Origin of the sequence: Comamonas sp. JUb58 (genome assembly GCF_004364775.1) — a bacterium.
Taxonomy (GTDB): domain Bacteria; phylum Pseudomonadota; class Gammaproteobacteria; order Burkholderiales; family Burkholderiaceae_C; genus Comamonas.
Window position 1 is genome coordinate 19,033 of the sequence record NZ_SOAL01000001.1, and the last position, 23,038, is coordinate 42,070.

The window sequence follows — 23,038 nt, forward strand, 5'->3', positions numbered from 1 at the left end:
TCTTCATCGTGAGGTCAGAGCGCCTCAGTGCAGGCCTCCGTAATGGTCTTCACGAATAATGCGGGGCACGATCTCGCGCTGCTCGATCGTCACGGGTTCGTAGATCACGCGTGCCTGCTCGGGGTCGTAGCGCATCTCCACATGGCCTGTCAGCGGGAAATCCTTGCGGAAGGGGTGACCGATAAAGCCATAGTCGGTCAGGATGCGGCGCAGGTCGTCATGGCCTTCAAAGACAATGCCGAACAGGTCAAAAGCTTCGCGCTCAAGCCAGTTGGCCGAAGCCCAGAGCTGGCTGAGGGTGTCGAGCACCGGGAAATCGTCGTCCTGGCAGAACACGCGCACACGCAGGCGCTGGTTCAGGCTGATCGACAACAGGTGCGAAACCACGGCAAAACGTGGGCCATCGGTGCCCACGTCCTTGTATGCGGAGTAATCCACGCCGCACAGGTCCATCAGCATCTCGAACTTGCATTCGGGCGCATCGCGCAGCAGCTGCATGGCTTGCAGGTAGTTCGAGGCGGAGACCTCGACGGTCACTTCACCCAGCGCCAGGGTCACCGAGCGCGCCTTGTCGCCCAGCACGCGGGCGATCGTCTCTTGCAGCACGCTAGGCTGTATCAGTTCTACACTCATTCCAACTCCTAGGCGCGCGCGATCGTGTGGGTGCGGCGGATTTTTTGCTGCAGCTGGATGATGCCGTAGATCAGTGCTTCTGCCGTGGGCGGGCAGCCTGGCACATACACGTCCACCGGCACAATGCGGTCGCAACCGCGCACCACCGAGTAGCTGTAGTGGTAGTAACCACCACCGTTGGCGCAGGATCCCATCGAGATCACCCAACGCGGCTCAGCCATCTGGTCGTACACCTTGCGCATGGCCGGGGCCATCTTGTTGCACAGGGTGCCAGCCACAATCATCAAGTCAGCCTGGCGCGGGCTGGCACGGAAGACTTCGGCGCCGAAGCGGCCGATGTCGTAACGCGCAGCGGCCGCGTGCATCATTTCGACGGCGCAGCATGCCAAACCAAACGTCATGGGCCAGATCGACCCAGTCTTGGCCCAGTTCACCACCGAGTCGTAGCTCGTGGTGACAAAGCCTTTCTCCAACACACCTTCAATCATCGTGTACCTTTTTGATTTCCGGTTATTCCCAGGTCAGCGCGCCCTTTTTCCATTCATAGGCGAAACCCACCACCAGAATGGCCAAGAACACGAGAACCGCGATAAAACCAGGCATTCCCACTTCATGCAGCGAAACCGCCCATGGGAAGAGGAACGCAATTTCCAAGTCGAAGAGAATGAAAAGAATGGCGACGAGGTAGTAGCGCACATCGAATTTCATGCGCGCGTCTTCAAAGGCCTCAAAGCCGCATTCGTAAGGGGAGTTTTTCGCCGCGTTCGGGCGATTGGGTCCGAGGATGTAGCCTATGACTAGAGGACCGAGGCCAACGCCTGCTCCAACTAGGATAAACAAAAGGACCGGGAGGTACTGTTCGAGGCTCATCTTGATGTCTACTCACCGCAGGAGCCAACCCAGGTAAGCACAAGACGCGACCCAGGCAGGCCTTTTATTGTGTTGGTGCCGTCGGCGAGACTCGAACTCGCACAGCTTTCGCCACTACCCCCTCAAGATAGCGTGTCTACCAATTTCACCACGACGGCTGATTTGACTTGCCTGGCAAGCATCGATTGCTTTTGCTTGCAATCTGCTCACCAGACAGACTCAGATTCTACTCTGGAAAAACCCTGACTAAAGGGATTCTTTTCAAATAGTTGAGTTATTTGCCAGCAGGCTGTGCTGGCTCGGCAGGTGCTGCCGGAGCAGCAGCAGGCACGGAGGCATCGGCAGCTGGTGCAGCAGCGCCAGCGGCAGGCACCGAGGCATCAGCACCAGCAGCAGGTGCCGCAGGGGCTGCAGCTGGTGCAGGCGTGGAAGCAGGAGGAATGGTCGCGTCCACGGGAGCGCTCGACTGCGGGATCGTCGCAGCAGGGCCTTCCAGCACGCTACCGGCCGAGGTCGGGCGGGCATTGCCCAGGTAGGCCAGACCCAGGGTCGTGACAAAGAACACCGCCGCCAGCACGCCCGTGCTGCGCGAGAGGAAGTTGGCGCTACCGGAAGCACCGAACAGGCTGCCAGCGCTGCTGCCGCTGCCAAAGGCAGCACCCGCGTCGGCACCCTTGCCATGCTGCACCAGCACCAGGCCAATCATGACCAGTGCTGCCAGCATTTGAATCGTCAACAGAATCGTTACCATCATCTACCCTTTTATCAAACTTGGTCGTCGCCAGAGCCGCTTGTCTATCAAGCAGCTGCAGCAATAATTTTCAGAAAATCCTGGGCCTTCAACGAAGCGCCACCGATCAGTCCACCATCAATATCGGGCTGGGCCAGCAGTTGCTCGGCATTGCCCGCATTCATGCTGCCACCATACAGCACCGGCACCGTGGCTGCCTGCGTGCTGGCCGCTGCCAGTTGCGCGCGCAATACAGCATGCACAGCCTGCGCCTGCTCGGGGCTGGCCGTCTTGCCCGTGCCAATGGCCCAGACGGGCTCATAGGCCACGACGATTTCAGTGACGCAAGCACCCACCGCATGGATCACCGCCGCCAGTTGGCGCTTGACCACCGCTTCGGTCTGGCCAGCTTCGCGCTCCGCCAGGGTCTCGCCCACGCAGACAATCGGTGTGATGCCGGCAGCCAGGGCCTTTTGCGCCTTGGTCGCCACCAGCGCATCGGTTTCGCCGTGGTACTGGCGGCGCTCGGAGTGGCCGACCAGTGCGTAGCGCACCGCAAAGTCACGCAGCATCGGCGCCGACACCTCACCGGTATAGGCACCGCCATCGTGCGCCGACACATCCTGCGCAGCCAGCGCAATCGCCGAGCCTTGCAGCAAAGCCTGCACCTGGCCCATATAGACAGCAGGCACCGCCACCGCCACATCGCAGCCCGGTTGACCCAGGCCTTGCAGCAGCTCGCCCAGCAAGGCTTCATTGGCAGCCAGGCTGCCGTTCATCTTCCAGTTTCCAGCAATCAGTTTTTTCACAATTGATCCCAGGTCAGCACGATCTTGCCGATATGTTGGTTGGATTCCATCAGTGCATGGGCCTGACTGGCGTGTGCAGCAGTGAACTGGCTGTGGATGATGGGACGCACCTTGCCCGCTGCCAGCAGCGGCCAGACCTTGGCCTGCAAAGCCTGGGCAATCGCCGCCTTGAAGGCCACCGGACGCGGACGCAGGGTCGAGCCGGTGATCTGCAAGCGGCGGCGCAGCACCAGACCGGCATTGAACTCGGCCTTGATACCGCCTTGCACGGCGATGATGACCAGGCGGCCATCCTCGGCCAGCGCCTCGACCTCGCGGGCCACATAGTCGCCCGCCACCATGTCCAGGATCACATCCACACCCTTGCCAGCGGTGATGCGCGCCACTTCGGCGACAAAATCCTGGCTGCGGTAATTGATGGCCTCGTCAGCGCCCAAGGCCAGGCAAGCCTGGCACTTTTCATCCGAACCGGCAGTCACGATCACCTTGGCGCCAAAGGCCTTGGCCAGCTGGATCGCCGTCACACCAATACCGCTGCTGCCGCCCTGGATCAACAAGGTCTCACCGGCTTGCAACGCACCCCGGTCAAACACATTGCTCCAGACCGTGAAGAAGGTCTCGGGCAGGCAAGCGGCCTCGACATCCGACAAGCCCTCGGGCACCGGCAGGCACTGGGCCACCGGGGCCACGCAGTACTCGGCATAGCCACCACCGGCGACCAGCGCGCATACGCGGTCACCCAGCTTGAGACCCTGCTCGGCCATGGCCGCCGTGTCTCCCGCCACCACCACACCAGCCACTTCCAGACCCGGCAGGTCCGAAGCACCTGGAGGCGGCGCGTAATGGCCCTTGCGCTGGATCACATCGGGGCGGTTCACGCCACTGGCGACCACGCGAATGCACAGCTCGCCCTGCCCCGCCTGCGGCACAGGACGCTCTCCCAGCTTCAATACCTGCGGATCACCAAAGGCGGTGATCTCGACTGCACGCATCTTGTCCACGCTTGTTTCCTCAGCCAATCACAATCAGCACACGCTTTTCAGCAGAAAAACGCACCCAGCGCCAGGCGCATGGGTACGTCACACAACAGATTATTGCTGTTGTTGTTGCTGCTGGTCGGCAGCACCGTCCACGCGGGGTTCGCGTGGTTCGCGGTTCTGGCGAGGAGCGCGATCGCCGCGGTCACCACGGTCGCCGCGTGGCTCACGGAACTCGCGCGGTTCACGCTCAGGCATGCCGGCTGGACGGTCCAGCAGCGCCTTCATCGACAGCTTGACACGGCCCTTTTCGTCCGTCTCCAGCACCTTGACCTTGACGACCTGGCCTTCGCTCAGGTAGTCGGTCACCTTTTCCACGCGCTCGTGGGCGATCTGGCTGATGTGCAGCAGACCGTCCTTGCCGGGCAGCAGGTTCACCAGTGCACCGAATTCCAGGATCTTAACGATCGGGCCTTCGTAGATCTTGCCGATTTCGACTTCGGCGGTGATCTCTTCGATGCGGCGCTTGGCTTCGTCAGCCTTGGCGCCATCGGTGGCAGCGATGGTGATGGTGCCATCTTCCTCGATGTTGATCTGGGTGCCGGTCTCTTCGGTCAGCGCACGGATGGTGGCGCCGCCCTTGCCGATCACGTCACGGATCTTCTCGGGGTTGATCTTCATCGTGTACAGCTTGGGCGCGAACGACGAGACTTCCGCCTTGGCTTCGCCCATCGCTTCTTGCATCTTGCCCAGGATGTGCATGCGCGCTTCCTTGGCTTGCGCCAGTGCCACTTGCATGATTTCCTTGGTGATGCCCTGAATCTTGATGTCCATCTGCAGCGCGGTGATACCGTTGGTGGTACCGGCTACCTTGAAGTCCATGTCACCCAGATGATCTTCGTCACCCAGGATGTCGGTCAGCACGGCAAACTTGTTGTCTTCCTTGATCAGACCCATGGCGATACCAGCCACGTGGGCCTTCATCGGCACGCCGGCGTCCATCATCGACAGGCAGCCGCCGCAGACCGAAGCCATCGACGAGGAACCGTTCGATTCGGTGATTTCCGACACAACGCGGATGGTGTAGGGGAACTCTTCCTTCGAAGGCAGGCAAGCGGCCAGAGCGCGCTTGGCCAGACGGCCGTGGCCGATTTCGCGGCGCTTGGTCGAGCCCATGCGGCCCACTTCGCCGGTGGCAAAGGGAGGCATGTTGTAGTGGAACAGGAAGCGGTCTTCAAACTCGCCAGCCAGGGCGTCGATACGCTGTGCATCGCGCTCGGTGCCCAGGGTGGAGATCACCAGCGCCTGGGTTTCACCACGGGTGAACAGGGCCGAGCCGTGGGTGCGTGGCAGCACGGACGAGCGAATCTCGATAGGACGCACGGTGCGGGTGTCGCGGCCGTCGATACGGGGCTCACCAGCCAGAATCTGCGAGCGCACGATGCGCGCTTCGATGTCGAACAGCATGCCGTCGACCTTGACGCCGTCAAAGGCCACGCCTTGCTCGGTCAGGCCAGCCTTCACAGCGGCGTATGCCTGGCGGCAGGCCAGCGTACGGGCTTGCTTGTTGCGCAGTTGGTAAGCGTCGCGCAGAGCGGCATCGCCCAGCTCGCCAACCTTGGCGATCAGTGCCTCGTCCTTGGCAGGAGCGGCCCAGTCCCATACGGGCTTGCCGGCTTCGCGCACCAGTTCGTGGATCACGTTGATCGCCACTTGGCTTTGCTCGTGGCCATAGACCACGGCGCCCAGCATCACTTCTTCAGGCAGTTGTTGGGCTTCGGACTCGACCATCAGCACAGCAGCTTCGGTACCTGCCACCACCAGATCCATCAGCGAATCCTTGCGCTGGGTCTGACCGGGGTTGAGCACGTATTCGCCATTGATGTAACCCACGCGGGCAGCACCGATAGGGCCATTGAAAGGAATGCCCGAGATGGACAGTGCAGCGGACACGGCGATCATCGCAGCGATGTCGGCATCCACTTCAGGGTTCAGCGAGATGGTGTGGATGACCACATGCACGTCGTTGTAGAAACCTTCGGGGAACAGCGGGCGGATCGGGCGGTCGATCAGACGGCTGGTCAGGGTTTCGAGTTCGCTGGGCTTGGCTTCGCGCTTGAAGAAGCTGCCAGGGATCTTGCCTGCAGCGTAGGTCTTCTCGATGTAGTCAACGGTCAGTGGGAAAAAGTCCTGACCGGCCTTGGCGATCTTGGAGCCCACCACCGTAGCCAGCACCACGGTGTCGTCGATGTTGACCAGCACCGCGCCGGAAGCCTGGCGGGCGATTTCACCGGTTTCCATGGTGACCGTGTGTTGGCCCCACTGGAAAGTCTTGGTGACTTTGTTGAATATGGACATAGATTGCTCCTGGTTAAACAGCTAAAAACCTGTCGGTTTTCAGCAGGAGCCGGCATTCAGAACACGATGCCATTCCAGGGAGGTTGAAGGCCTGGAACCCGGGGTTCAGCCCCCTTGGAATGACACAGCTTCGCTCTGTTTGCGCGGCGTTGAAGTAAAAAACGCCTGAGCTAGCGGACTAACTCAGGCGTCTCCATCTCACCCTGGGCTTACTTACGCAGGCCCAGCTTAGCGATCAGTGCAGTGTAACGGTCAGCGTCCTTGGACTTGAGGTAGTCCAACAGCTTACGACGACGGCTCACCATGCGCAGCAGGCCGCGACGACCGTGGTGGTCCTTGGCATGCGTCTTGAAGTGAGGGGTCAGTTCGTTGATACGGGCGGTCAGCAGAGCCACTTGGACTTCTGGGCTACCAGTATCGTTAGCGGAACGTGCGTTGGCCTGTACAACTTCGGCCTTGATAGATGCGGCGATCATGTGTTTTCCTTATAAGGAACACCGGCTTGCGCTGGCATTCTGGTTACTTGCGCCACAGCCGGAAAAGCTTGTGACGTGCGTCTTGCACCATGCAAAACCCTGCAATTATACCCAACTTCCAATTCTTGGGATTCAGGCCCAAAACCGCACCAAAGCCGATGCCGCCGCACCCAACACCACCACCAGCAAAAACGGCGCGCGCAGCGCCAGCGCGATGATGGCCACGGCCAGCGCTGCCAGGCGGGCATCCAGCACCAGTTGCTGGCCGCTGACCAGGGTGTTCATGGCGGTCAGGGCCGCCAGCAGCGCAATCGTCAACGCCCCTGCCACCCGGGCCATGCGCGGGTGGCGCAGCCAGTGCGCCGGTACGCCATAGCCCAGCAGCTTGGTACCATAGGTCACGGCGCTGGCCAGCAGCACCCAGAGCCACCAGTGGTTGCCCACATCTGCCATCGCGTTCATCGTGCGGCCTCCTGCACGCTCGCGCCCTGCCCGGCCGGGCCGCTGCTGCGCGATGCATAGCCCCAGACAGCGCCGACCACCGCCGCAATCAAGATAGGCACGCCCGGCGCCACCCAGGGCACCGCCAGCATGGCGATGCTGGCAGCCACCACCGCCAGCGCGATCGGCTCCTTGTGCGTCAGGCGCGGCCAGAGCAGGCCCATAAAGGCAGCCACCGCCGCACCATCCAGCCCCCAGCGCCCCGGGTCGCCCAGGGCATTGCCCAGCAAGGCGCCTGCGGCGGTGAACAGATTCCACAGCAGGTAGACGCCCACGCCAGCGGTCCAGAATCCCCGCTTTTGCTCGGCTTTGTCGGTTTGCCCCAGCGCGGTGGCCGCAGATTCATCGATCGTCAGCTGTGCCGACAGCAGGCGTGCCAGGCCGCGTGGGCCCAGCAAGGCGGCCATCTGCATGCCGTAGACGGCGTTGCGCACGCCCAGCAGGCTGGCCGCGCCCAGGGCCGCTGCGCCAGCGCCACCACCCGCAACCACGCCGACAAACGCAAACTGCGAGCCGCCGGTAAACATCAGCAGACTCAAGGCGCAGGTCTGCCAGACCGACAGACCCGCCGCCACCCCGAGCGCACCAAAGGAGATGCCATACAAACCGGTTGCCACGCTGATCGACACGCCCATGCGCACGGCGGGCGAGGACCACAACCCTGAACTGTTAGAAGCCATGGGCGGCGATTTTAGAGCGTATTGAGTCTGGCGCGCGCCACTGCCAGGCACCTAGGGATCCTCCGCAAGCGGGATGGACGCGGATCGGGATGAGCCGCAAGGCGTCTTTTGCAGTCAATAGCGAGCTATTGACAAGAAAGACAACGCAGCGGATCGCCCGAGACCGCGTTCAGACCACGGCAGGGAGTTTTGCAGAGGGTCCCTAGCTCAGCAGGCGCAAAAAAGCCCGCAGGGCCAGGGGCCTTGCGGGCTTTGGTGTTGGCAAGCCGGCGCTCAGACGCTTTGCAGGCTGGCGCTGTCAATGCCCCGCGCCGCCTCGCGCGCGGTTTCGCGGGCCGAGGCCAGCGCCGGCACGCAAACGCCGGCCACCAGGTGGATCAGCGCCTCGGGCACGTCGTTGTAGGCGCCGCGCGGGCCCAGGATATTGATGGAGCCCAGCACCTCACCGCCATACCAGACGGGAATGTTCAGCACCGCATGCAGGCCCCGGGCGACCAGGTCCTCGGCTTCGGAGAAGACGGTGCGGATGTCGGCCTCATCGCGCCCGATGTAGGGCAGGCCCTGGTCCAGCACCCGGCCCGACCAGGGGCCCTTGCCGGTGGCCTTGAAGCCGCCCAGCGGGCTGATAGCCTCGTTGGACGAGTAGATGCGACGCATCAGCTTTTCCTGCTGCAGGTAGACCAAGCCGGTCAGCAGGCCGTAGCCAAACAGCTGCTGGCAGCTGTCGGCAATAGCGGCCCAATGGCGCTCGGCATCGCTGCTCTGGCCCAGGGTGTGGGCCAGGCGGCCCAGGATATGGGTGGTGCTCATTGCTGAATTCCTTCCAGGGACACGCCATGGGTGTTCTTGCCAAACAGCAGAATGCCCATGCCGCCGACAAACAACACGCCCGTCATCAGCGCAAACACGCCACCAAAGCCCAGCACCGGATAGGCGGCCCCCACGATGGTCGGCGAGGCAATCGAGCCGATGCGTGCCAGTGCCGAGGCCGTTCCCATACCGGTAGCTCGGATGGAGGTCGGGTAGATCTCCGAGGTGTAGGTGTACTGGCCGGCAATCACGCCGTTCATGCCAAAGGACAGCAGCATGCTCAGCAGGATGATCTCCTGATCGGCACCGGCAAAGGCCAGGCCCAGGGCCGCCAGGCAGGACACCAGCATGTAGGCCAGGATGGTGTACTTGCGGCCGATCTTGTCGTTCAGATAGGCAGCCGAGTAGTAGCCCGGGATCTGCGCCAGGTAGATCAGGATGGTGAAGGAGAAGCTCTTGGTCACCGCAAAGCCACGCGCCACCAGCAGGCTGGGAATCCAGACCAGGAAGGCGTAGTAGCAGAACATCACCGTGATCCAGAACACCCAGACCACCAAGGTGGTTTGCAGGTACTGGGGCTTGACCAGGGTGGCCAGCTTGGCCCAGGCGCCTTGCACGGCGGCGTCGGCGGCCTTGGCCGCCAGGCTCATCTTCACCGGCTCGGGCAGCGGCTTGCCGCTGCTGCGTTGCACCTGCGCTTCAATGGCGGTGCAGATCCGGCTGGCCTCTTCATGGCGGCCCATCTCTTCCAGCCAGCGGGGCGATTCGAACAGCGCGCGGCGCATCCACAGCAGGAACACCACCGGCACCGAGGCGATGACCATGATCCAGCGCCAGCCGTCCGCACTCATCGGCACGATGAAGTAACCCAGCAGCGCCGACATCACAAAACCAAAGGAGAAAAAGCCCGCCAGCGCACCGGTGAAGCGGCCACGGTAGCGGCTGCTGACAAACTCGGCCAGGTAAGGCGCCACGATGGCGCCCTCGGCCCCCATGCCCACACCGGCAATCATGCGCAGGATGTAGAACTCATGGAAGTTGGTGGCAAAGGCATTGATGAAGGTGGCCACGCAAAACAGCACCAGCGCCCACATCATCACGACCTTGCGGCCAAAGCGGTCGCCCAGCATGCCCGAGAGCAGCGCACCCACCAGAAAGCCGACATAGGTGCTGCTGGCAATCCAGCCGGCCTGAATGCCGGTCAAACCCCATTGTTCGCGCAGCGAAGGCAGGATGAAGGCGATGATGCCCGCATCCAGCGCCTCAAAGGCCAGGCCCAGGCCGCCAATGATGAGCAAGGTGAAATGGAAGCGGCTGAAAGGCAGCCGCTCCAGACGTTCGGAAGCGTTATACATATTGTTGTTCTCGCTCAAAGGCCTGTCAGCAGGCGTTCTTGTGGATGAAGCCGTCGCGCATGATCAGCTTGATCGCCGCGTCATGCTGGGTCAGCACCGATACATCTTCCAGGGGGTTGCCATCGACCAGCAGCAAGTCCGCATAGGCGTTCTCCACCACTTCGCCCAGCAGGCCTTCGTGGTTCAGAATCTCGGCGCCGATCAGGGTGGCCTGTTGCACCACCTTGGCATGGCCCAGCACCTTGGCGCGCAGCACCAGCTCGTCCGATTGCATATAGTGCGTCTCGCCCAGCAAATCGCTGCCAAAACCCATCTTCACGCCAGCGGCGTCCAGCACTTGCAGCGCGTTGAGGCCGTTGGTGCGCACCTTGGCAATCTTTTGCACCGACTCGTCGGGCAGACCGTACTTGGCACCGTCGTTGGCCAGGCCTTCATAGGTGATCAGGGTCGGCACCATGTAGGCACCCTTTTCCTGCATCAGCTTGGCGGTGGGTTCATCGACCAGGTTGCCGTGCTCGATGGTGCGCACGCCGCACTGGATGGCACGGGTGATGGCCTGGGGCGTATACGCATGGGCCATCACATAGGTGTTCGCATTGTGGGCCTCTTCGACGATGGCGGTCAGCTCCGACACCGAAAAGCCCAGATTGTTGATGGGATCGTTGGGCGAGGCCACGCCGCCCGAGGCCATCACCTTGATCTGGGTGGCGCCCTTCAGGATCTCTTCGCGCACCGCCAGGCGGCAGGCGTCCACGCCATCGACCACCTTGCCAATATTTCCGATCTTGTAGGCGCAGGAGCAGGGGTCGAGCGTGTCATTGCGCGCCCGGAAATCGCCATGGCCCCCGGTTTGCGACAGCGCCTTGCCAGCGCAGAACAGGCGCGGGCCGGCCACCTGGCGGGTACGCACCCCTTCGGCCAGCGCCCAGTCGGCACCGCCGGCATCCCGCACCGAGGTAAAGCCCCGGTCGATCATGCCCTTCATGATGGGCAGCGCACGCAGCAGCGCCAGCGCATTGGGCAGGTTGGCAACCGCACCCAGGTTGAAGCCCGAGGCCATCACGTGCACGTGGCAGTCGATCAGGCCGGGCATCAAGGTCATCCCCTTGGCATCAATGACGGTGGCATCGGCCACCTCAAAGTCTTCGGCGCTGATCTTTTCGATCAGACCGTTGCGCACCAAAATGGTATGAGTAGAAGTCAATACGAGATTTCGGGTGTCGAGAATCTTGGCATTGCGGATCAGGGTGGATTGCATAATCGGTTTTGGCGTTCACAGCGCCATGGTTGCCTCTAATGCCCCGAACTCTAGCCAAGCTGCAACAATATGTGGCAATGACATGACGTCATGCATCTGCCAATTTTTTCTACCATCATGAGTGGAGCTCATACCCCATGCGCCGTCGCTGCCCCACGATTTCAGAGCTGAACGCCTTCCTGCTGTCGGCGCAACACCTCTCGTTTTCCAAGGCCGCCAAGGAGCTGTTTGTCACGCAAAGCGCCATCAGCCGCCACATTGCGGGCCTGGAGGCCTACCTGGGCCACCCCCTGTTCATGCGCCGCAGCCATGGGCTGGCGCTGACCCATATCGGCGAGAACTACCTCAAACTCGTACGCCCGGCGATGGAATCGCTGGAACGCGCCACCACCCAGGTCATCTCCACCGCGCAGAACGCCCATCTGCTCAGCCTGTCGGTGGCACCCACCTTTGCCGCCAACTGGCTGTTTCCCCGGCTGGAGAGCTTTCGCGCCAGCAACCCGCACATCGCCATCCACTTTGTGCGCTACAGCACCACCGACAGTGCCGAGACCGGCGATGGCTTCGATGCCTCCATCCAGTACGGCTACGGCGACTGGCCGATTGCCGATGCCCAGTACCTGATCGGGCGCGAGACCAGCATCGTCTGCTCGCCCAGCTACCTGCAGCAGCACCCGATTGCGCATTTCAGCGACCTCAAGCAATGCAGCCTGCTGCAGCACATCGAGCTGCCCACCTCCTGGGACGACTGGTTCACCGCCTATGCCGGCCCTTATGAAGGGGCACGCATAGGCCCCGGCTTCAACCTCTTCACCCTCATCATCCAGGCAGCGATTGGCGGCCTGGGCGTTGCCTTGGTCCCTAGTTGCCTGCTGCAGGAGTCGCTGGCCTCACACAAACTGGTCGAGCCCCTGGGTCAGCGCTTTGAAAGCCCGCTGGGCTACTACCTCTGCGCCCCCACCTGGCGCAGCGACATGGAAAGCTACCAGCGCTTTGGCGAATGGCTGCAGCAGGAATGCCGCCGCCCTCCTACAGCCACTTGATCTGCAGCGGCACCCCGACCGCCTCCCTTGCTTCTATGCTGGACGCCATCCCTGAACGAAGGAGTCCCTGTGAAGACCCAACATTCCCCTTTCAACAAAATCGCCCGCTCCGTCGCCAAGTTCAGCGGCCACCCCGTCTGCTTTGTCGGCGCCCTCGCGGTCATCGTGCTCTGGGCCATCAGCGGCCCGGTCTTTGGTTTCAACGACACCTGGCAGCTGGTGATCAATACCGGCACCACCATCATCACCTTCTTGATGGTCTTCCTGATCCAGTCCACCCAGAACAGCGATACCGAGGCCATGCAGATCAAGCTCGACGAGCTCATCCGCGCGATCGAACCGGCCCGCAACCGCATGCTCTCGCTCGAAGAGCTGGACGAAGACGAGCTGGATGCGCTGCGCAAGGAGTTCGACATCCTCGCGGAAAAAGCCCGCCAGGCCGAGGAAGCCAAGCAGGGCTGAGCAGCGCCGGCCTTAGTGGGTGCCCCCACTCAGCCTATCCGCTCAACCCTTGTGCTTGTTCTTGGCACCACCCTGGCGCGCCTTGAAGCGCGGGTTGGATTTGCAGATCACATAGATGCGGCCACGGCGCTTGACCACCTGGCAATCACGGTGGCGCTTCTTGGCTTCTTTGAGCGAGGACAGGACTTGCATGGCAGAACTTCTCCAGAACAGGAACAGAAGCCAAAATGATAATGCATTCTCATTATCATTTCAACCCTGTGCCTTGCGATGGATGTAAAGCTGGGCCCGCGCAAACCTGGGTTCAGGATTCGCCCACGCTCCCCGTCACCGGCAACACAATGCCCGAGATATAGCTGGAGCAGGCCTGCGATGCCAGAAACACATAGGCGGGGGCCAGCTCTTCGGGCTGGGCGGGCCGGCCCATTTGCGTGTCGGCACCAAATTCGCGCAGGTCCTCGGGGCTTTTATCGGCCGGGTTCAGCGGCGTCCAGACTGGTCCCGGGGCCACGGCATTCACCCGTATGCCGCGCTCCATCAGGTTCTGCGCCAGCGCCTTGGTAAAGGCATGGATGGCGCCCTTGGTCGCAGAGTAGTCCAGCAACTGCTTGCTGCCGCGCAGGCCGGTGACCGAGCCGGTGTTCACAATCGCATCGCCCCGCTGCAGGTACGGAATGGCGGCCTTGACCATGTGGAAGTAGCCAAAGATATTGGTGCGAAAGGTTTCATCCAGGCGTTCAGTGTTCAGGTCCTCAATATCGGCCGCATGCTGCTGGAACGCTGCATTGTTGACCAGCACATTGAGCGCGCCAAACTGCTTGAGCACCTGCTTGACGGCCTTTTCGCAAAACTGCGGATCCTGCACATTGCCGGATATCGCCAGGCTCTGCTGACCTTCTTCCTCGATCAGGCGGCAGGTCTCTTTGGCGTCGTCGTGCTCATTCAGGTAGAGGATCGCCACATTGGCGCCCTCTCGTGCAAACAACAGCGCCACCGCCCGGCCAATGCCTGAATCCCCGCCGGTGATGACCGCCGTCTTGCCCTCCAGCTTGCCGCTGCCCCGGTAGTTTTCTGCCAGGTAGAGCGGCTGCAGATCCAGCGCTTTCTCATGGCCGGGCTTGGCCAGCTTTTTGCCGGGCATCGGCGGTGTCGGCACCGCATGGCCAGGGCCAGGTGCGGTCTTCTTGCTGCTTTTAGCGTCTTTGCTGCCCTTGGCTTTTTTGGACGCCTTGGCAGCCTTGTCCCGCGCATCGTTCTTGGTTTGCTGCTGCTGGATGCGCTGCTGTGCAGCCACCACCTCCGCGACCGAGCGCTTTTCTGGCGCAGGCTTCTTGCTGGCGCTCTTTTTGGACTTGCTGGTGGATGGGCTCATGCTGAAACTCCTTGGAACTTGAACTTGGAAAAAAACAAAACGACTTAATGCAGCGGCAACGCGCTGCTACATCAACCTCGACAGCCCTACATGCGCTTACCCGCTGCCAAACTTGTCCGACATACGGCCGCCGCAGCGCGCAGTACAAACAAGGCAGAAAGGAGGCTGCCATGCCAACCCCTACTACGCCCCCTCAACCGCCGGTGGCACCACCGCCGCCGGATCTGCCCAAGCCCGAGCCCATTGATCCGCCAGACAGCACCTTGCCGATCGAGGAACCGGGGCATGAACCACCGGTCAAGGATCCGGAACCGGTTTAAACCGGTAACGCAACAGGCCAGCACACCATCCGGTGGCTGGCCTGTTTTCATCCTTAGTTTTTCTTGGCAGCAGCGTTGCGCTTGCGGGTAGCCGCCGCCTTTTTGGCCGATGCGGAGCGCGCCTCAGGGCTGCGGCTGGCAGCGGCTTTTTTGGCCGCTGCCGATCGCACGGCCGCCAGCCGCGATCCCGGCCCGGTCGCCTTGCCCCGGCCCGATCCAGAGAGCTTGCCGCCCCCCGTTTCCTTGTTCACCGTGGCCCAAGCGCGTGCTGCGGCTTCGTCTTCCGACACGCCCTTTTTCTCGTAGCTTTTTTCGATATGGCGGGCCATGCGTTTTTGCTTATCGGTATAAGCGGATTTATCTCCTTGGGGCATCACGGATCTCCTTGGGTGCTGCGTTAGGCGGGGTGGCGCGGGATGGATACGCCTTACTGCGATGGATCACCATCTGCAGGCGGGCCGCCGCCACCGGGCTGGGGCTTCTTGGGAGTGGTTGGGACTGGCTTTTGCGCCTGGGGCAACGCAAACGCCTTGTGCATGTGCTGCATCGTGTGCATGGCATCCTCCTGAAACGGGTTGGAGCTTTCAGCGTAGCGCTGCCGCCAAGCCCGCCATGTGGGAGAAATGCTTTGCTGTACCTTGTTCCGCTTCACACATGACGTAACGGCGATGCGCGTACCTTGGCGTGCTACCGGGGCCTACACGCCAGCGCTGCTGCGCTTGCCACACTGGGCTTTTGCCAAGGGCACGCTGCATAGGCAGACAGGCCCGCCACAGGAGGACGACCATGCCCCAGCCCTACGATCCCAGCCAATCGCATACCCAGCCCCCTATCCCAGGCCAGCCCCAGCCGGCGCCTGGTGAGCCAGGCACGTATGAGCCCAGCCCGTTGCACCCCTACCCGGGCAACCCGCAGCACCCTTATCCAAGTGAGCCAGTGCACCCCTATCCAGGCAACCCCGAGCACCCCTACCCCGGCAACCCCGAGCACCCCTACCCCGGCACGCAGCCAGAGCCCGCGCCCGATACGACGACCGGCCAATCGATGTGAGTGGATGCAGCGTTTGAGCGGCTGCGGGCTTATTTCTGCGTCACTTGCAGCAGGTCAAGACGGCGCTGCACCTGGTCGGCCAGCGCCGTATCGCCCAGCTCGCGGGCTAGGCGCTGCTGGTTGATCAGCCAGGCCATCACAGCGCGGCGCCAGCCTTGGGCAGAGGCAGTGTCCACCGCCTGGGTGACGACCGCCATCGGCACCGGTCCGCGCACGGCCAACACGCCGGCGGCGACCAGGCGCGAGAGCGGGTCTTCCATAGCGGCCAGCGCAGCGGCTGCCTGCTCCGGTGCCAAGGGCGCCACCGCCTGCTGGGCCTTGGGCAGCAAGGCCACATCACCGTCAGCCAACTGGCCCTGCAGATAGCGCGCATAGGCCTGTTCGGCATCGGCGGCATCCTGGGCCACAGCCTCAAAGCCTGTGCAAGGGGCAGCATCCAAGGCAGCCACCTGTGCAGCGCAACGCGCCAGCTCCAACCGGGCCAGCAAATCAGGCCGCGCGGTGCGGCTTACCTCGTCACGCGCACGCCGCCATTCGGCATCGGCCACCCGGCTGTTGCCGGACAGATAGGCATCGGTCGCGCGCTCGGCAGCGCCTTGTTCGTTGATCGCCCAATCGGGCGCTTTCTTGCCGCTGGCACAGCCGCCCAGCACAGCGGCGGCCAGCAGTGCAGCGGCCAGGCGGGTGGTGATGGCAATCATGGCGCTCATGGCAGTCGCACCTCGGCATCTTTTTTGGCAAACGGCCATTTGCGGTTCAGCTCGGTCAGCATGCCTTCCACCTTGCGCAGATTGGCCTCGACATCGGCACGCAAATCGCCCAACTGGTTGGTGGCATCCTTGGCATTGGCGCCCACGGCCTGGGCCTCCACCAGCACCGCATCCACCTTCTTCAAGCTGCCGCGCACATCACCCAGCACGGCATTGAGCTGCTGCACCGTGGCACGCACTTCGGGCATCACGCCATCGGAGCCAAACACCTGCTTGTCGGCATTCTTGGCCAGGCCATCCAGCCGCGCCAGCAGCTGGTTGGTGCGGTCCAGGGTCTGCGATATCTTGCGCGCCTCGGCATCCCCACCCATCACCACGCCCAGCGCGCCGCTGGGGCCGTTGAGCTTGGTGCTCAGGTCACGCAACTGCTCCAGGGTGCCGCCCAAGGCCGAGCCGGCCGAGGTCATCATGTTCAGGTTCTCCAGCAGCTGGCGGGCATTGCTCATCAGCTGGGGCAGCTCAGCCGTCGCATCGCCCGACAGCACGGCACGCACAGCGCCATCCTCCAGCTGCGGGTCGTCCAGAATGCCCGAGTAGGCCTTGATCGTCGTGCCGCCCACCAGGCCCTTGACCAGGGTGAACACGCTGCTGCTGCGCAGCCAGTGTGCATCCTTCTCGGGCACATCGACATGGATGCGCACCGTGCCATCGGGCGCCAGCTCAATCTTGCTGACCTTGCCGATCGCAAAGCCGGAGAAGGTCATGTCCAGACCGATGGACACGCCCTCGGAATCATCGGCCGTCAGGATCAGCGACTGCTTGGGCTCAAACACACCGCGCGCATACATCAGATAAAAGGCCGAGCCCAGGATCAGCAACAAGGTAAACAGCAGCAAGGCCCCGGCCTTGCGCTCCAGGTGCGGCACCGGCGTCAGGCCGTCCACCGCCACACCATCGACCACGGCCGTACGCCGCGCAGAGGCGGCAGAAGACGGCGGCGCAGGGCGGTCGGCAGAGTCGTGGGGTTCTGGTATTTGCATGTACCGCGATCTTACCCGGCTGGCTGTCAGCTTCAAAACAAAGCTGCAGGGGCTTGTTTTCAAAGACATACACAGGCTTTGTCGTCCTACAGTGCGGCGCAGACCCGCCCGCTGTTACACATAAGGCAGGCGCAAGCTCTTATACTGTACATATATACAGTTATTTGCCATGCCTAAACTCGATGCCCTGTCCCTGCCGCCTACGGTGGCCGCCCAGCTCTGGCGCGGCGACCACTTGGTGCGCGCGCCGATGGCAGGCATCCCCACCGGCTGGGATGCGCTCGATGCCGAGCTGCCCGGCAAGGGCTGGCCCAGCCAGTGCCTGACGGAGGTGCTGCAGCCCCAGGCCGGCACCTTGGAATGGCGCCTGACCGGCGTGGCCCTGCAGCAGTGCCCAGCGCACAAACCCGTCATCGCACTGGGCCCGCCGCTGCCGCCCCATGCCAGCGGGTTGGCGCAAAGCGGCCTGGCGCCTGGGCAGCTGGTCTGGATCCACGGCAGCCGCCCGCAAGACCAGCTCTGGGCGCTGGAGCAGTTGCTCAAGGCCAATGCCGCCGCCGCGCTGCTGGCCTGGCTGCCCCAGGTGCAGCCCGAGCAGATACGCCGCCTGCAAATCAGCGCCCAGCAGTTTGAAGGCCTGGTCTTTGTGTTCCGGCCCGAGAGCAGCCGGCACCAGGCCTCGGCCGCGCCACTGCGGCTTTTGGTGCGCAGCAGCCAGCCCTGGTCGCTGCAGCTGGAGCTGCTCAAACGCCGGGGCCCCGTGTACGAAGGCACGCTGGAGCTGCCCGCCGTGCCGCCCAGCCTGCAAGCCGTGCTGCCCACCCGCCTGTGGCCCGCTAGCCTGCCGCAGCCCCAACCTTCCACCACCTCGACCCGAGCCATCCTCTTGCCAGACCATGACACCGATCTGGGCCGCCCTGCTGCCCCAACTCCCCTGCCCCGCCGCCAGCGCGCCCAGCCATCCAGCCTGCAGCACTGAGGCCGCCAGCGCCGCGCCCAGCGCCAACATGCAAGGCCTGGCGCTGTGGGCGCAGCAGTTCACGCCGCGCCTGGCCTGCGTGCCCTCGGACAGTGTCTTTGGCGATGCGCTGGTGCTGGAGCTCTCAGCCAGCGAGCGCCTGTTTGGCGGCCGCCAGCAGCTGGCCCGGCGCCTGCTGCGCGAAAGCCGGCAGCTGGGCGTGCAGGCCATCGGCTGGGCCCCCACCAGCCTGGCCGCCATTGCGCTGGCACGCTGCGGCATCCGCCACGGCATGGGCCATCCGCTGCCCCAGGTGCTGGCGCCCCTGCCCTTGCAGGCCATCGATGCGGTGGCCCGCCATGCCGAGCTGCTGAGCCAGCTGGGCTGCCAGAGCCTGGGCGCTGTGCATGCGCTGCCCCGGGGCGCGCTGGCCCGGCGCATGGATACGGGCATCTTGAAAGCCCTCGACCAGGCCCATGGCCTGCTGCCCGACCGCTACCCCTGGATCAGCCTGCCTGCCCGCTTTGATGCCCGGCTGGAGCTGCCCATGCGCATCGACCAGGCCGATGCGCTGATGCATGGCGCGCGCCACCTGCTACTGCAGCTGTGCGGTTGGCTGGCGGCGCAGCGTGCCGGCGTGCGCAGCTTTCGGCTGTGCTGGTGCCATGATGCGATGCGCTCCCGCCATGTGGGCGATGGCGGCGAGCTGACCATCCACACCGCCAGCACCACGCGCGATCTGCAGCACCTGTGCCGCCTGCTGCAAGAGCACCTGGCCCATGTGGAGCTGCAAGCCCCCGTGGGTGAGCTGAGCCTGCATGCCGATGCGCCCGAAGCGCTGCAAGAGCGCAGCGCCAGCCTGCTGCCCGACAAAACCGCTGATGATGAAAGCCTGGAGCAGGTGCTGGAGCGCATCACCGCCCGCCTGGGCGCCGACCAGGTGCAGCGCCCGCTGCTGCGGCCCGACCACCGCCCCGAGTGGCAGGTGCAGTGGCTGCCCGCGCAACCGGCCGGCAAGGCCAAGGCCGCCCCGCCCTCGGCGTTGCCACCCCTTCCGCAACCCAGCTTCCTGCTGCCCACGCCGCTGCAACTGCTGCAAGACAGCCAAAGCCGGCCGCTCTACCACGGCCCCTTGCAATTGCTTCTGGGCCCGCAGCGCATTGAAGGCGGCTGGTGGCACCGCAGTCCTGGCTTTTTGCCAGTGAGCGATGCGGATGGAGACACTCACACCGATGAGGCAGCAATCAACATCGGTCACAGCGACCACGGCGATCACCGCGAAAGCCCGCCCAAGCCCGCTCCCCTCTCCCAAACCGCCCACACCGCACTGCGCGATTACTGGGTCGCCCACAGCACCCATGCCGGCCTGCTGTGGATTTTTCATACCCGGCTGTCTGCCCACAGCAGCGCCTGGTTTTTGCACGGCCGCTTTGCCTGAGCCGCGCTGCATCCTGCTTGCACCATGGCCACGCGCCCTCCCCTCCCCATCCCCGACTACGCCGAGCTGTGGTGCCTGAGCAATTTCAGCTTTCTGCGCGGCGCCAGCCACCCGCATGAGCTGGTCGAGCGCGCCCATGCCCAGGGCTACCGCGCGCTGGCGCTGACCGATGAATGCTCGCTCGCCGGCATCGTGCGCGCCCATGTCGCCGCGCGTGACTGCGGGCTGCCGCTGATCGTGGGCGCACAGTTCGAGGTGCAGCCCACCGATGCAGCCGCGCCCGCCTTCACCCTGGTGGCACTGGCCTGCAACCTGCATGGCTATGGCAACCTCTGCGCCCTCATCACCCAGCTGCGGCGCAAATCACCCAAGGGCAGCTATGCACTGGCGCAGTCGGCCATCCACCCGCGCGCGCTGCAAGACTGCCTGCTGCTGCTGGCCCCCAGCCGCCAGGCCAACCCGGCGCAGATCCAGGCCCAGGCCGCCTGGCTGCAGCAGCACTTTACCGGCCGCTGCTGGCTGGCCGTGCAGCTGGACCGCAGCCTGGGCGACGAGGCCTGGCTGGCGCAGATGCGAGCGGCGGGCAGCAGCAGTGGCGCGCCGCTGGTAGCTGCCGGCAATGTGCACATGCATGTGCGCTCGCGCAAGCCCATGCAGGATGTGCTGACCGCCATCCGCCTGCGCACACCGCTGACCGACTGCGGCTACGCGCTGCAGCCCAATGCCGAGCAGCACCTGCGCAGCCGGCTGCGGCTGGCGCAGATGTACCCGCCTGACCTGCTGGAGGCTAGCCTGGGCATTGCAGCGCGTTGCCAGTTCTCGCTGACCGAGCTGCGCTACCAGTACCCCGACGAGGTGGTGCCGCCTCAGCTCACGCCAGCAGCCTACTTGCGCCAGCTCAGCTACGAAGGGGCAGCGCGCCGCTGGCCGCAAGGCACGCCGCCGAAAGTGCAGGCCACCTTGGAGAAAGAGCTGGCCCTCATCTCCGAGCTGCAGTACGAGCACTACTTTCTGACCGTCTACGACATCGTGCGCTTTGCCCGCAGCAAGAACATCCTCTGCCAGGGCCGGGGCTCGGCCGCCAACTCGGCGGTCTGTTTTTGCCTGCAGATCACCGAGGTCGATCCGGACAAGACCCGGCTGCTGTTCGAGCGCTTCATCAGCAAGGAGCGCAACGAGCCGCCCGATATCGATGTGGACTTTGAGCATGCCCGGCGCGAAGAGGTCATCCAGTACCTGTACAAGAAATACGGCCTGCACCGCGCCGGCCTCACCGCCGTGGTCATCCGCTACCGGCGCAAATCCGCGATCCGCGATGTGGCCAAGGCGCTAGGCTTTGCACTGCCCAGCATCGATCTGCTGGCACGCGACCATTCGCGCTGGGACGACGAACTGCTGCGGGCCGAAGCGCTGGCCCAGTGTGGCCTGCAGGCGGGCGACCTGGCCGTGCGCCAACTGCAGGAGCTGGTCGAGACCCTGCGCGATTTTCCGCGCCACCTGTCCCAGCATGTGGGCGGTTTTGTGCTCACGCGCGGCCCGCTCTCGCGCATCGTGCCGATCGAGCGCGCCAGCATGGAGAACCGCACCGTCATCCAGTGGGACAAGGACGACCTCGATGCCGTCGGCCTGCTCAAGGTGGATGTGCTGGCGCTGGGCATGCTCACCGCACTGCAGAAAATGCTGCACCTGGTGGGCGCACGCCAGGGCCGCAGCTTTGCGCTGGGCGATATCCCGCACGGAGACACCGCCACCTACGACATGATCTGCGCGGCCGACACCATCGGCGTCTTCCAGATCGAGAGCCGCGCCCAGATGAGCATGCTGCCACGCTTGCGGCCGCGAACGTTCTACGACCTGGTGATCGAGGTCGCGCTGGTGCGGCCCGGCCCTATCCAGGGCGGCATGGTCCACCCCTATCTGCGCCGCCGCCAGGGACTGGAAAAAATCCAGTACGAAAGCGAGCTGCTGCGCCCGGCACTGGAGCGCACCCTGGGCGTGCCCATCTTCCAGGAACAGGTGATGCAGATCGCCATCGATGCGGCCGGTTTCAGCGCCGGCGAGGCCGACCAGCTGCGCCGCTCGATGGCCGCCTGGCGCCGCACCGGCAACCTGCAAAAGTACTACGACAAGATCATCAATGGCATGACCGGCAACGGCTACTCGCAGGCCTTTGCCGAATCGATCTTTCAGCAGATCCAGGGCTTTTCGGAATACGGTTTTCCTGAGAGCCATGCCGCCAGCTTTGCGATCCTGGTGTACTTCAGCGCCTGGATCAAATGCCACTACCCGGCCGAGTTTCTGGTGGCCATGGTCAACAGCCAGCCGCTGGGCTTTTACAGCAACAGCCAGCTGATCCAGGATGCCAAGCGCCATGGCGTGCAGGTACTGCCCGTCGATGTGATGCACAGCGGCATGGATTGCAATACCGAAGCCGCCAGCGGCCCCCACCCCGCCGTGCGCCTGGGCCTGCGCCTGGTCAAGCAGCTGCAGCAGACGCAAGTCGAGCGCCTGCTGCAGGCCCGCAGCGCCGCCCCTTTTGACAGCGCCCAGGACCTGGCCCGCCGCGCCCAGCTCGATGCCCCGGCGATGAAGTACCTGGCCGCCGCCGATGCCCTGGCCAGCCTAGAAGGCCACCGCCGCAACCAGCTCTGGCATGCCTCCGCGCCGCTGCACCACAGCCGCCTGCTGCGCGCAGCCCCCATCGATGAGGAAGAGCTGCAACTGCCCGCCGCCAGCGAGCAGGAAGACATCCACTGGGACTACGCCTCGCTGGGCCTGAGCCTGCGCTGCCACCCCATGGCCTTGCTGCGCGAACGCCTGCAGCGCCACCGCTTCCAAACCCAGGCCGAGCTGCGCGAAGCCCGCGACGGCAGCTGGGTGCGCGCCTGCGGCATCGTCACCCTGCGCCAGCAACCGCCCACCGCCAAGGGCGTCGTCTTTATCACCCTGGAGGATGAAACCGGCAACCTGCAAGTCATCTGCTGGCCCCAGCTGCGCAGCGCCCAGCGCGATGCCCTGCTGCATTCCCAGTTCCTTGCTGTGCAAGGCCGCTGGCAGCGCAGCGGTGAGGTGGGCAACTTGATTGCGCACCAGCTGCGGGATGTGTCGGACTGGTTTGAGAGTTTGCGGATTCGGAGCCGGGATTTTCGGTGAGGGTGTTGCGCTTAGCCAGTTGGATTCGCAATTGG

26 protein-coding genes and 1 tRNA gene are annotated in these 23,038 nt (G+C 63.8%); 7 read left to right on the forward strand and 20 right to left on the reverse strand.

Annotated elements, in window-relative coordinates:
* Window positions 1-24: 24 nt before the first annotated feature.
* The 14 genes from EDF71_RS00095 to EDF71_RS00160 form a co-directional block, all read right to left on the reverse strand.
* Window positions 25-633 carry an NADH-quinone oxidoreductase subunit C gene (locus EDF71_RS00095; RefSeq protein WP_133854621.1) on the reverse strand — a complete coding sequence of 203 codons (609 nt, stop codon included), beginning with the start codon at window positions 631-633 and terminating at the stop codon, window positions 25-27.
* 8 nt (window positions 634-641) lie between these two features.
* Window positions 642-1,121: an NADH-quinone oxidoreductase subunit B gene (locus EDF71_RS00100; protein WP_021028558.1), complete on the reverse strand. Its 480-nt coding sequence runs from the start codon at window positions 1,119-1,121 to the stop codon at window positions 642-644.
* 22 nt (window positions 1,122-1,143) lie between these two features.
* Window positions 1,144-1,503: an NADH-quinone oxidoreductase subunit A gene (locus EDF71_RS00105; RefSeq protein ID WP_021028557.1), complete on the reverse strand. Its 360-nt coding sequence runs from the start codon at window positions 1,501-1,503 to the stop codon at window positions 1,144-1,146.
* Window positions 1,504-1,576: 73 nt separating this feature from the next.
* A tRNA-Leu gene (locus tag EDF71_RS00110) sits at window positions 1,577-1,661 on the reverse strand.
* Between the two features lie 116 nt (window positions 1,662-1,777).
* Window positions 1,778-2,254, reverse strand: coding sequence for a preprotein translocase subunit SecG (gene secG, locus EDF71_RS00115; RefSeq protein ID WP_133854622.1), 477 nt, complete (start codon window positions 2,252-2,254; stop codon window positions 1,778-1,780).
* Between the two features lie 47 nt (window positions 2,255-2,301).
* The gene (tpiA, locus tag EDF71_RS00120; protein ID WP_133854623.1) at window positions 2,302-3,045 is read right to left on the reverse strand and encodes a triose-phosphate isomerase; all 744 of its coding nucleotides are present in this window, start codon (window positions 3,043-3,045) and stop codon (window positions 2,302-2,304) included.
* Window positions 3,039-4,034, reverse strand: a complete 996-nt coding sequence (locus EDF71_RS00125) for an NAD(P)H-quinone oxidoreductase (protein ID WP_133854983.1) — start codon at window positions 4,032-4,034, stop codon at window positions 3,039-3,041. Before EDF71_RS00125 ends, tpiA begins: the two co-directional genes overlap by 7 nt.
* 99 nt (window positions 4,035-4,133) lie before the next feature.
* Window positions 4,134-6,377 carry a polyribonucleotide nucleotidyltransferase gene (pnp, locus tag EDF71_RS00130; RefSeq protein WP_133854624.1) on the reverse strand — a complete coding sequence of 748 codons (2,244 nt, stop codon included), beginning with the start codon at window positions 6,375-6,377 and terminating at the stop codon, window positions 4,134-4,136.
* A gap of 209 nt (window positions 6,378-6,586) precedes the next feature.
* Window positions 6,587-6,853 (reverse strand): 30S ribosomal protein S15, encoded by a 267-nt coding sequence (gene rpsO / locus EDF71_RS00135; protein WP_027011292.1) that lies wholly within the window; start codon window positions 6,851-6,853, stop codon window positions 6,587-6,589.
* A gap of 132 nt (window positions 6,854-6,985) precedes the next feature.
* Complete coding sequence (locus tag EDF71_RS00140; RefSeq protein ID WP_243854098.1) at window positions 6,986-7,315, reverse strand: AzlD domain-containing protein; 330 nt, start codon at window positions 7,313-7,315, stop codon at window positions 6,986-6,988.
* Window positions 7,312-8,034, reverse strand: a complete 723-nt coding sequence (locus tag EDF71_RS00145) for an AzlC family ABC transporter permease (protein WP_133854625.1) — start codon at window positions 8,032-8,034, stop codon at window positions 7,312-7,314. Before EDF71_RS00145 ends, EDF71_RS00140 begins: the two co-directional genes overlap by 4 nt.
* A 273-nt stretch (window positions 8,035-8,307) precedes the next feature.
* Complete coding sequence (locus EDF71_RS00150; protein WP_133854626.1) at window positions 8,308-8,844, reverse strand: GAF domain-containing protein; 537 nt, start codon at window positions 8,842-8,844, stop codon at window positions 8,308-8,310.
* Window positions 8,841-10,199, reverse strand: a complete 1,359-nt coding sequence (locus EDF71_RS00155; RefSeq protein ID WP_133854627.1) for an MFS transporter — start codon at window positions 10,197-10,199, stop codon at window positions 8,841-8,843. The genes EDF71_RS00150 and EDF71_RS00155 overlap by 4 nt, the downstream gene beginning before the upstream one ends.
* A 25-nt stretch (window positions 10,200-10,224) precedes the next feature.
* Entirely contained in the window at window positions 10,225-11,457 is a 1,233-nt protein-coding gene (locus EDF71_RS00160) for an amidohydrolase family protein (RefSeq protein WP_133854628.1), read from the reverse strand.
* Window positions 11,458-11,594: 137 nt separating this feature from the next.
* Here EDF71_RS00160 and EDF71_RS00165 point away from each other — a divergent pair, with 137 nt between their 5' ends.
* The gene (locus tag EDF71_RS00165) at window positions 11,595-12,500 is read left to right on the forward strand and encodes a LysR substrate-binding domain-containing protein (protein ID WP_243854099.1); all 906 of its coding nucleotides are present in this window, start codon (window positions 11,595-11,597) and stop codon (window positions 12,498-12,500) included.
* A 69-nt stretch (window positions 12,501-12,569) separates the two neighbouring features.
* Window positions 12,570-12,962 carry a low affinity iron permease family protein gene (locus tag EDF71_RS00170; RefSeq protein ID WP_133854629.1) on the forward strand — a complete coding sequence of 131 codons (393 nt, stop codon included), beginning with the start codon at window positions 12,570-12,572 and terminating at the stop codon, window positions 12,960-12,962.
* Between the two features lie 42 nt (window positions 12,963-13,004).
* On the opposite strand, the gene ykgO is transcribed toward EDF71_RS00170, so the two are convergent.
* Together ykgO and EDF71_RS00180 are read right to left on the reverse strand one after the other, a co-directional pair.
* Window positions 13,005-13,154 (reverse strand): type B 50S ribosomal protein L36, encoded by a 150-nt coding sequence (gene ykgO, locus EDF71_RS00175; protein WP_021028544.1) that lies wholly within the window; start codon window positions 13,152-13,154, stop codon window positions 13,005-13,007.
* A gap of 112 nt (window positions 13,155-13,266) precedes the next feature.
* Complete coding sequence (locus EDF71_RS00180; protein WP_133854630.1) at window positions 13,267-14,334, reverse strand: SDR family oxidoreductase; 1,068 nt, start codon at window positions 14,332-14,334, stop codon at window positions 13,267-13,269.
* A 170-nt stretch (window positions 14,335-14,504) separates the two neighbouring features.
* Between EDF71_RS00180 and EDF71_RS24885 the strand changes: the two genes are divergently transcribed.
* The gene (locus EDF71_RS24885; protein ID WP_165841178.1) at window positions 14,505-14,654 is read left to right on the forward strand and encodes a hypothetical protein; all 150 of its coding nucleotides are present in this window, start codon (window positions 14,505-14,507) and stop codon (window positions 14,652-14,654) included.
* Window positions 14,655-14,707: 53 nt separating this feature from the next.
* Here EDF71_RS24885 and EDF71_RS00185 read toward each other — a convergent pair whose 3' ends face one another.
* Window positions 14,708-15,028 carry a plasmid stabilization protein gene (locus EDF71_RS00185; protein WP_133854631.1) on the reverse strand — a complete coding sequence of 107 codons (321 nt, stop codon included), beginning with the start codon at window positions 15,026-15,028 and terminating at the stop codon, window positions 14,708-14,710.
* A 53-nt stretch (window positions 15,029-15,081) separates the two neighbouring features.
* Window positions 15,082-15,210 carry a hypothetical protein gene (locus EDF71_RS25525; RefSeq protein ID WP_269075742.1) on the reverse strand — a complete coding sequence of 43 codons (129 nt, stop codon included), beginning with the start codon at window positions 15,208-15,210 and terminating at the stop codon, window positions 15,082-15,084.
* A gap of 230 nt (window positions 15,211-15,440) precedes the next feature.
* Between EDF71_RS25525 and EDF71_RS00190 the strand changes: the two genes are divergently transcribed.
* Window positions 15,441-15,704: a hypothetical protein gene (locus EDF71_RS00190; RefSeq protein WP_133854632.1), complete on the forward strand. Its 264-nt coding sequence runs from the start codon at window positions 15,441-15,443 to the stop codon at window positions 15,702-15,704.
* A 29-nt stretch (window positions 15,705-15,733) separates the two neighbouring features.
* Here EDF71_RS00190 and EDF71_RS00195 read toward each other — a convergent pair whose 3' ends face one another.
* Both EDF71_RS00195 and EDF71_RS00200 read right to left on the reverse strand, forming a co-directional pair.
* Window positions 15,734-16,414, reverse strand: a complete 681-nt coding sequence (locus EDF71_RS00195; protein WP_243854100.1) for a hypothetical protein — start codon at window positions 16,412-16,414, stop codon at window positions 15,734-15,736.
* On the reverse strand, window positions 16,411-17,454 hold the full coding sequence (locus tag EDF71_RS00200) for an MlaD family protein (RefSeq protein WP_133854633.1): 1,044 nt from the start codon (window positions 17,452-17,454) through the stop codon (window positions 16,411-16,413). Before EDF71_RS00200 ends, EDF71_RS00195 begins: the two co-directional genes overlap by 4 nt.
* A 169-nt stretch (window positions 17,455-17,623) precedes the next feature.
* On the opposite strand from EDF71_RS00200, the gene imuA reads away from it, so the two are divergent.
* Genes imuA through EDF71_RS00215 form a run of 3 tightly spaced genes read left to right on the forward strand, consistent with a single transcriptional unit; the run spans window position 17,624 to window position 23,003 of the window.
* Window positions 17,624-18,433 (forward strand): translesion DNA synthesis-associated protein ImuA, encoded by an 810-nt coding sequence (gene imuA, locus EDF71_RS00205; RefSeq protein WP_133854634.1) that lies wholly within the window; start codon window positions 17,624-17,626, stop codon window positions 18,431-18,433.
* Window positions 18,351-19,850, forward strand: a complete 1,500-nt coding sequence (locus tag EDF71_RS00210; protein WP_243854101.1) for a DNA polymerase Y family protein — start codon at window positions 18,351-18,353, stop codon at window positions 19,848-19,850. The genes imuA and EDF71_RS00210 overlap by 83 nt, the downstream gene beginning before the upstream one ends.
* Before the next feature lie 24 nt (window positions 19,851-19,874).
* Window positions 19,875-23,003 carry an error-prone DNA polymerase gene (locus tag EDF71_RS00215; protein WP_133854635.1) on the forward strand — a complete coding sequence of 1,043 codons (3,129 nt, stop codon included), beginning with the start codon at window positions 19,875-19,877 and terminating at the stop codon, window positions 23,001-23,003.
* Window positions 23,004-23,038 lie beyond the last annotated feature (35 nt).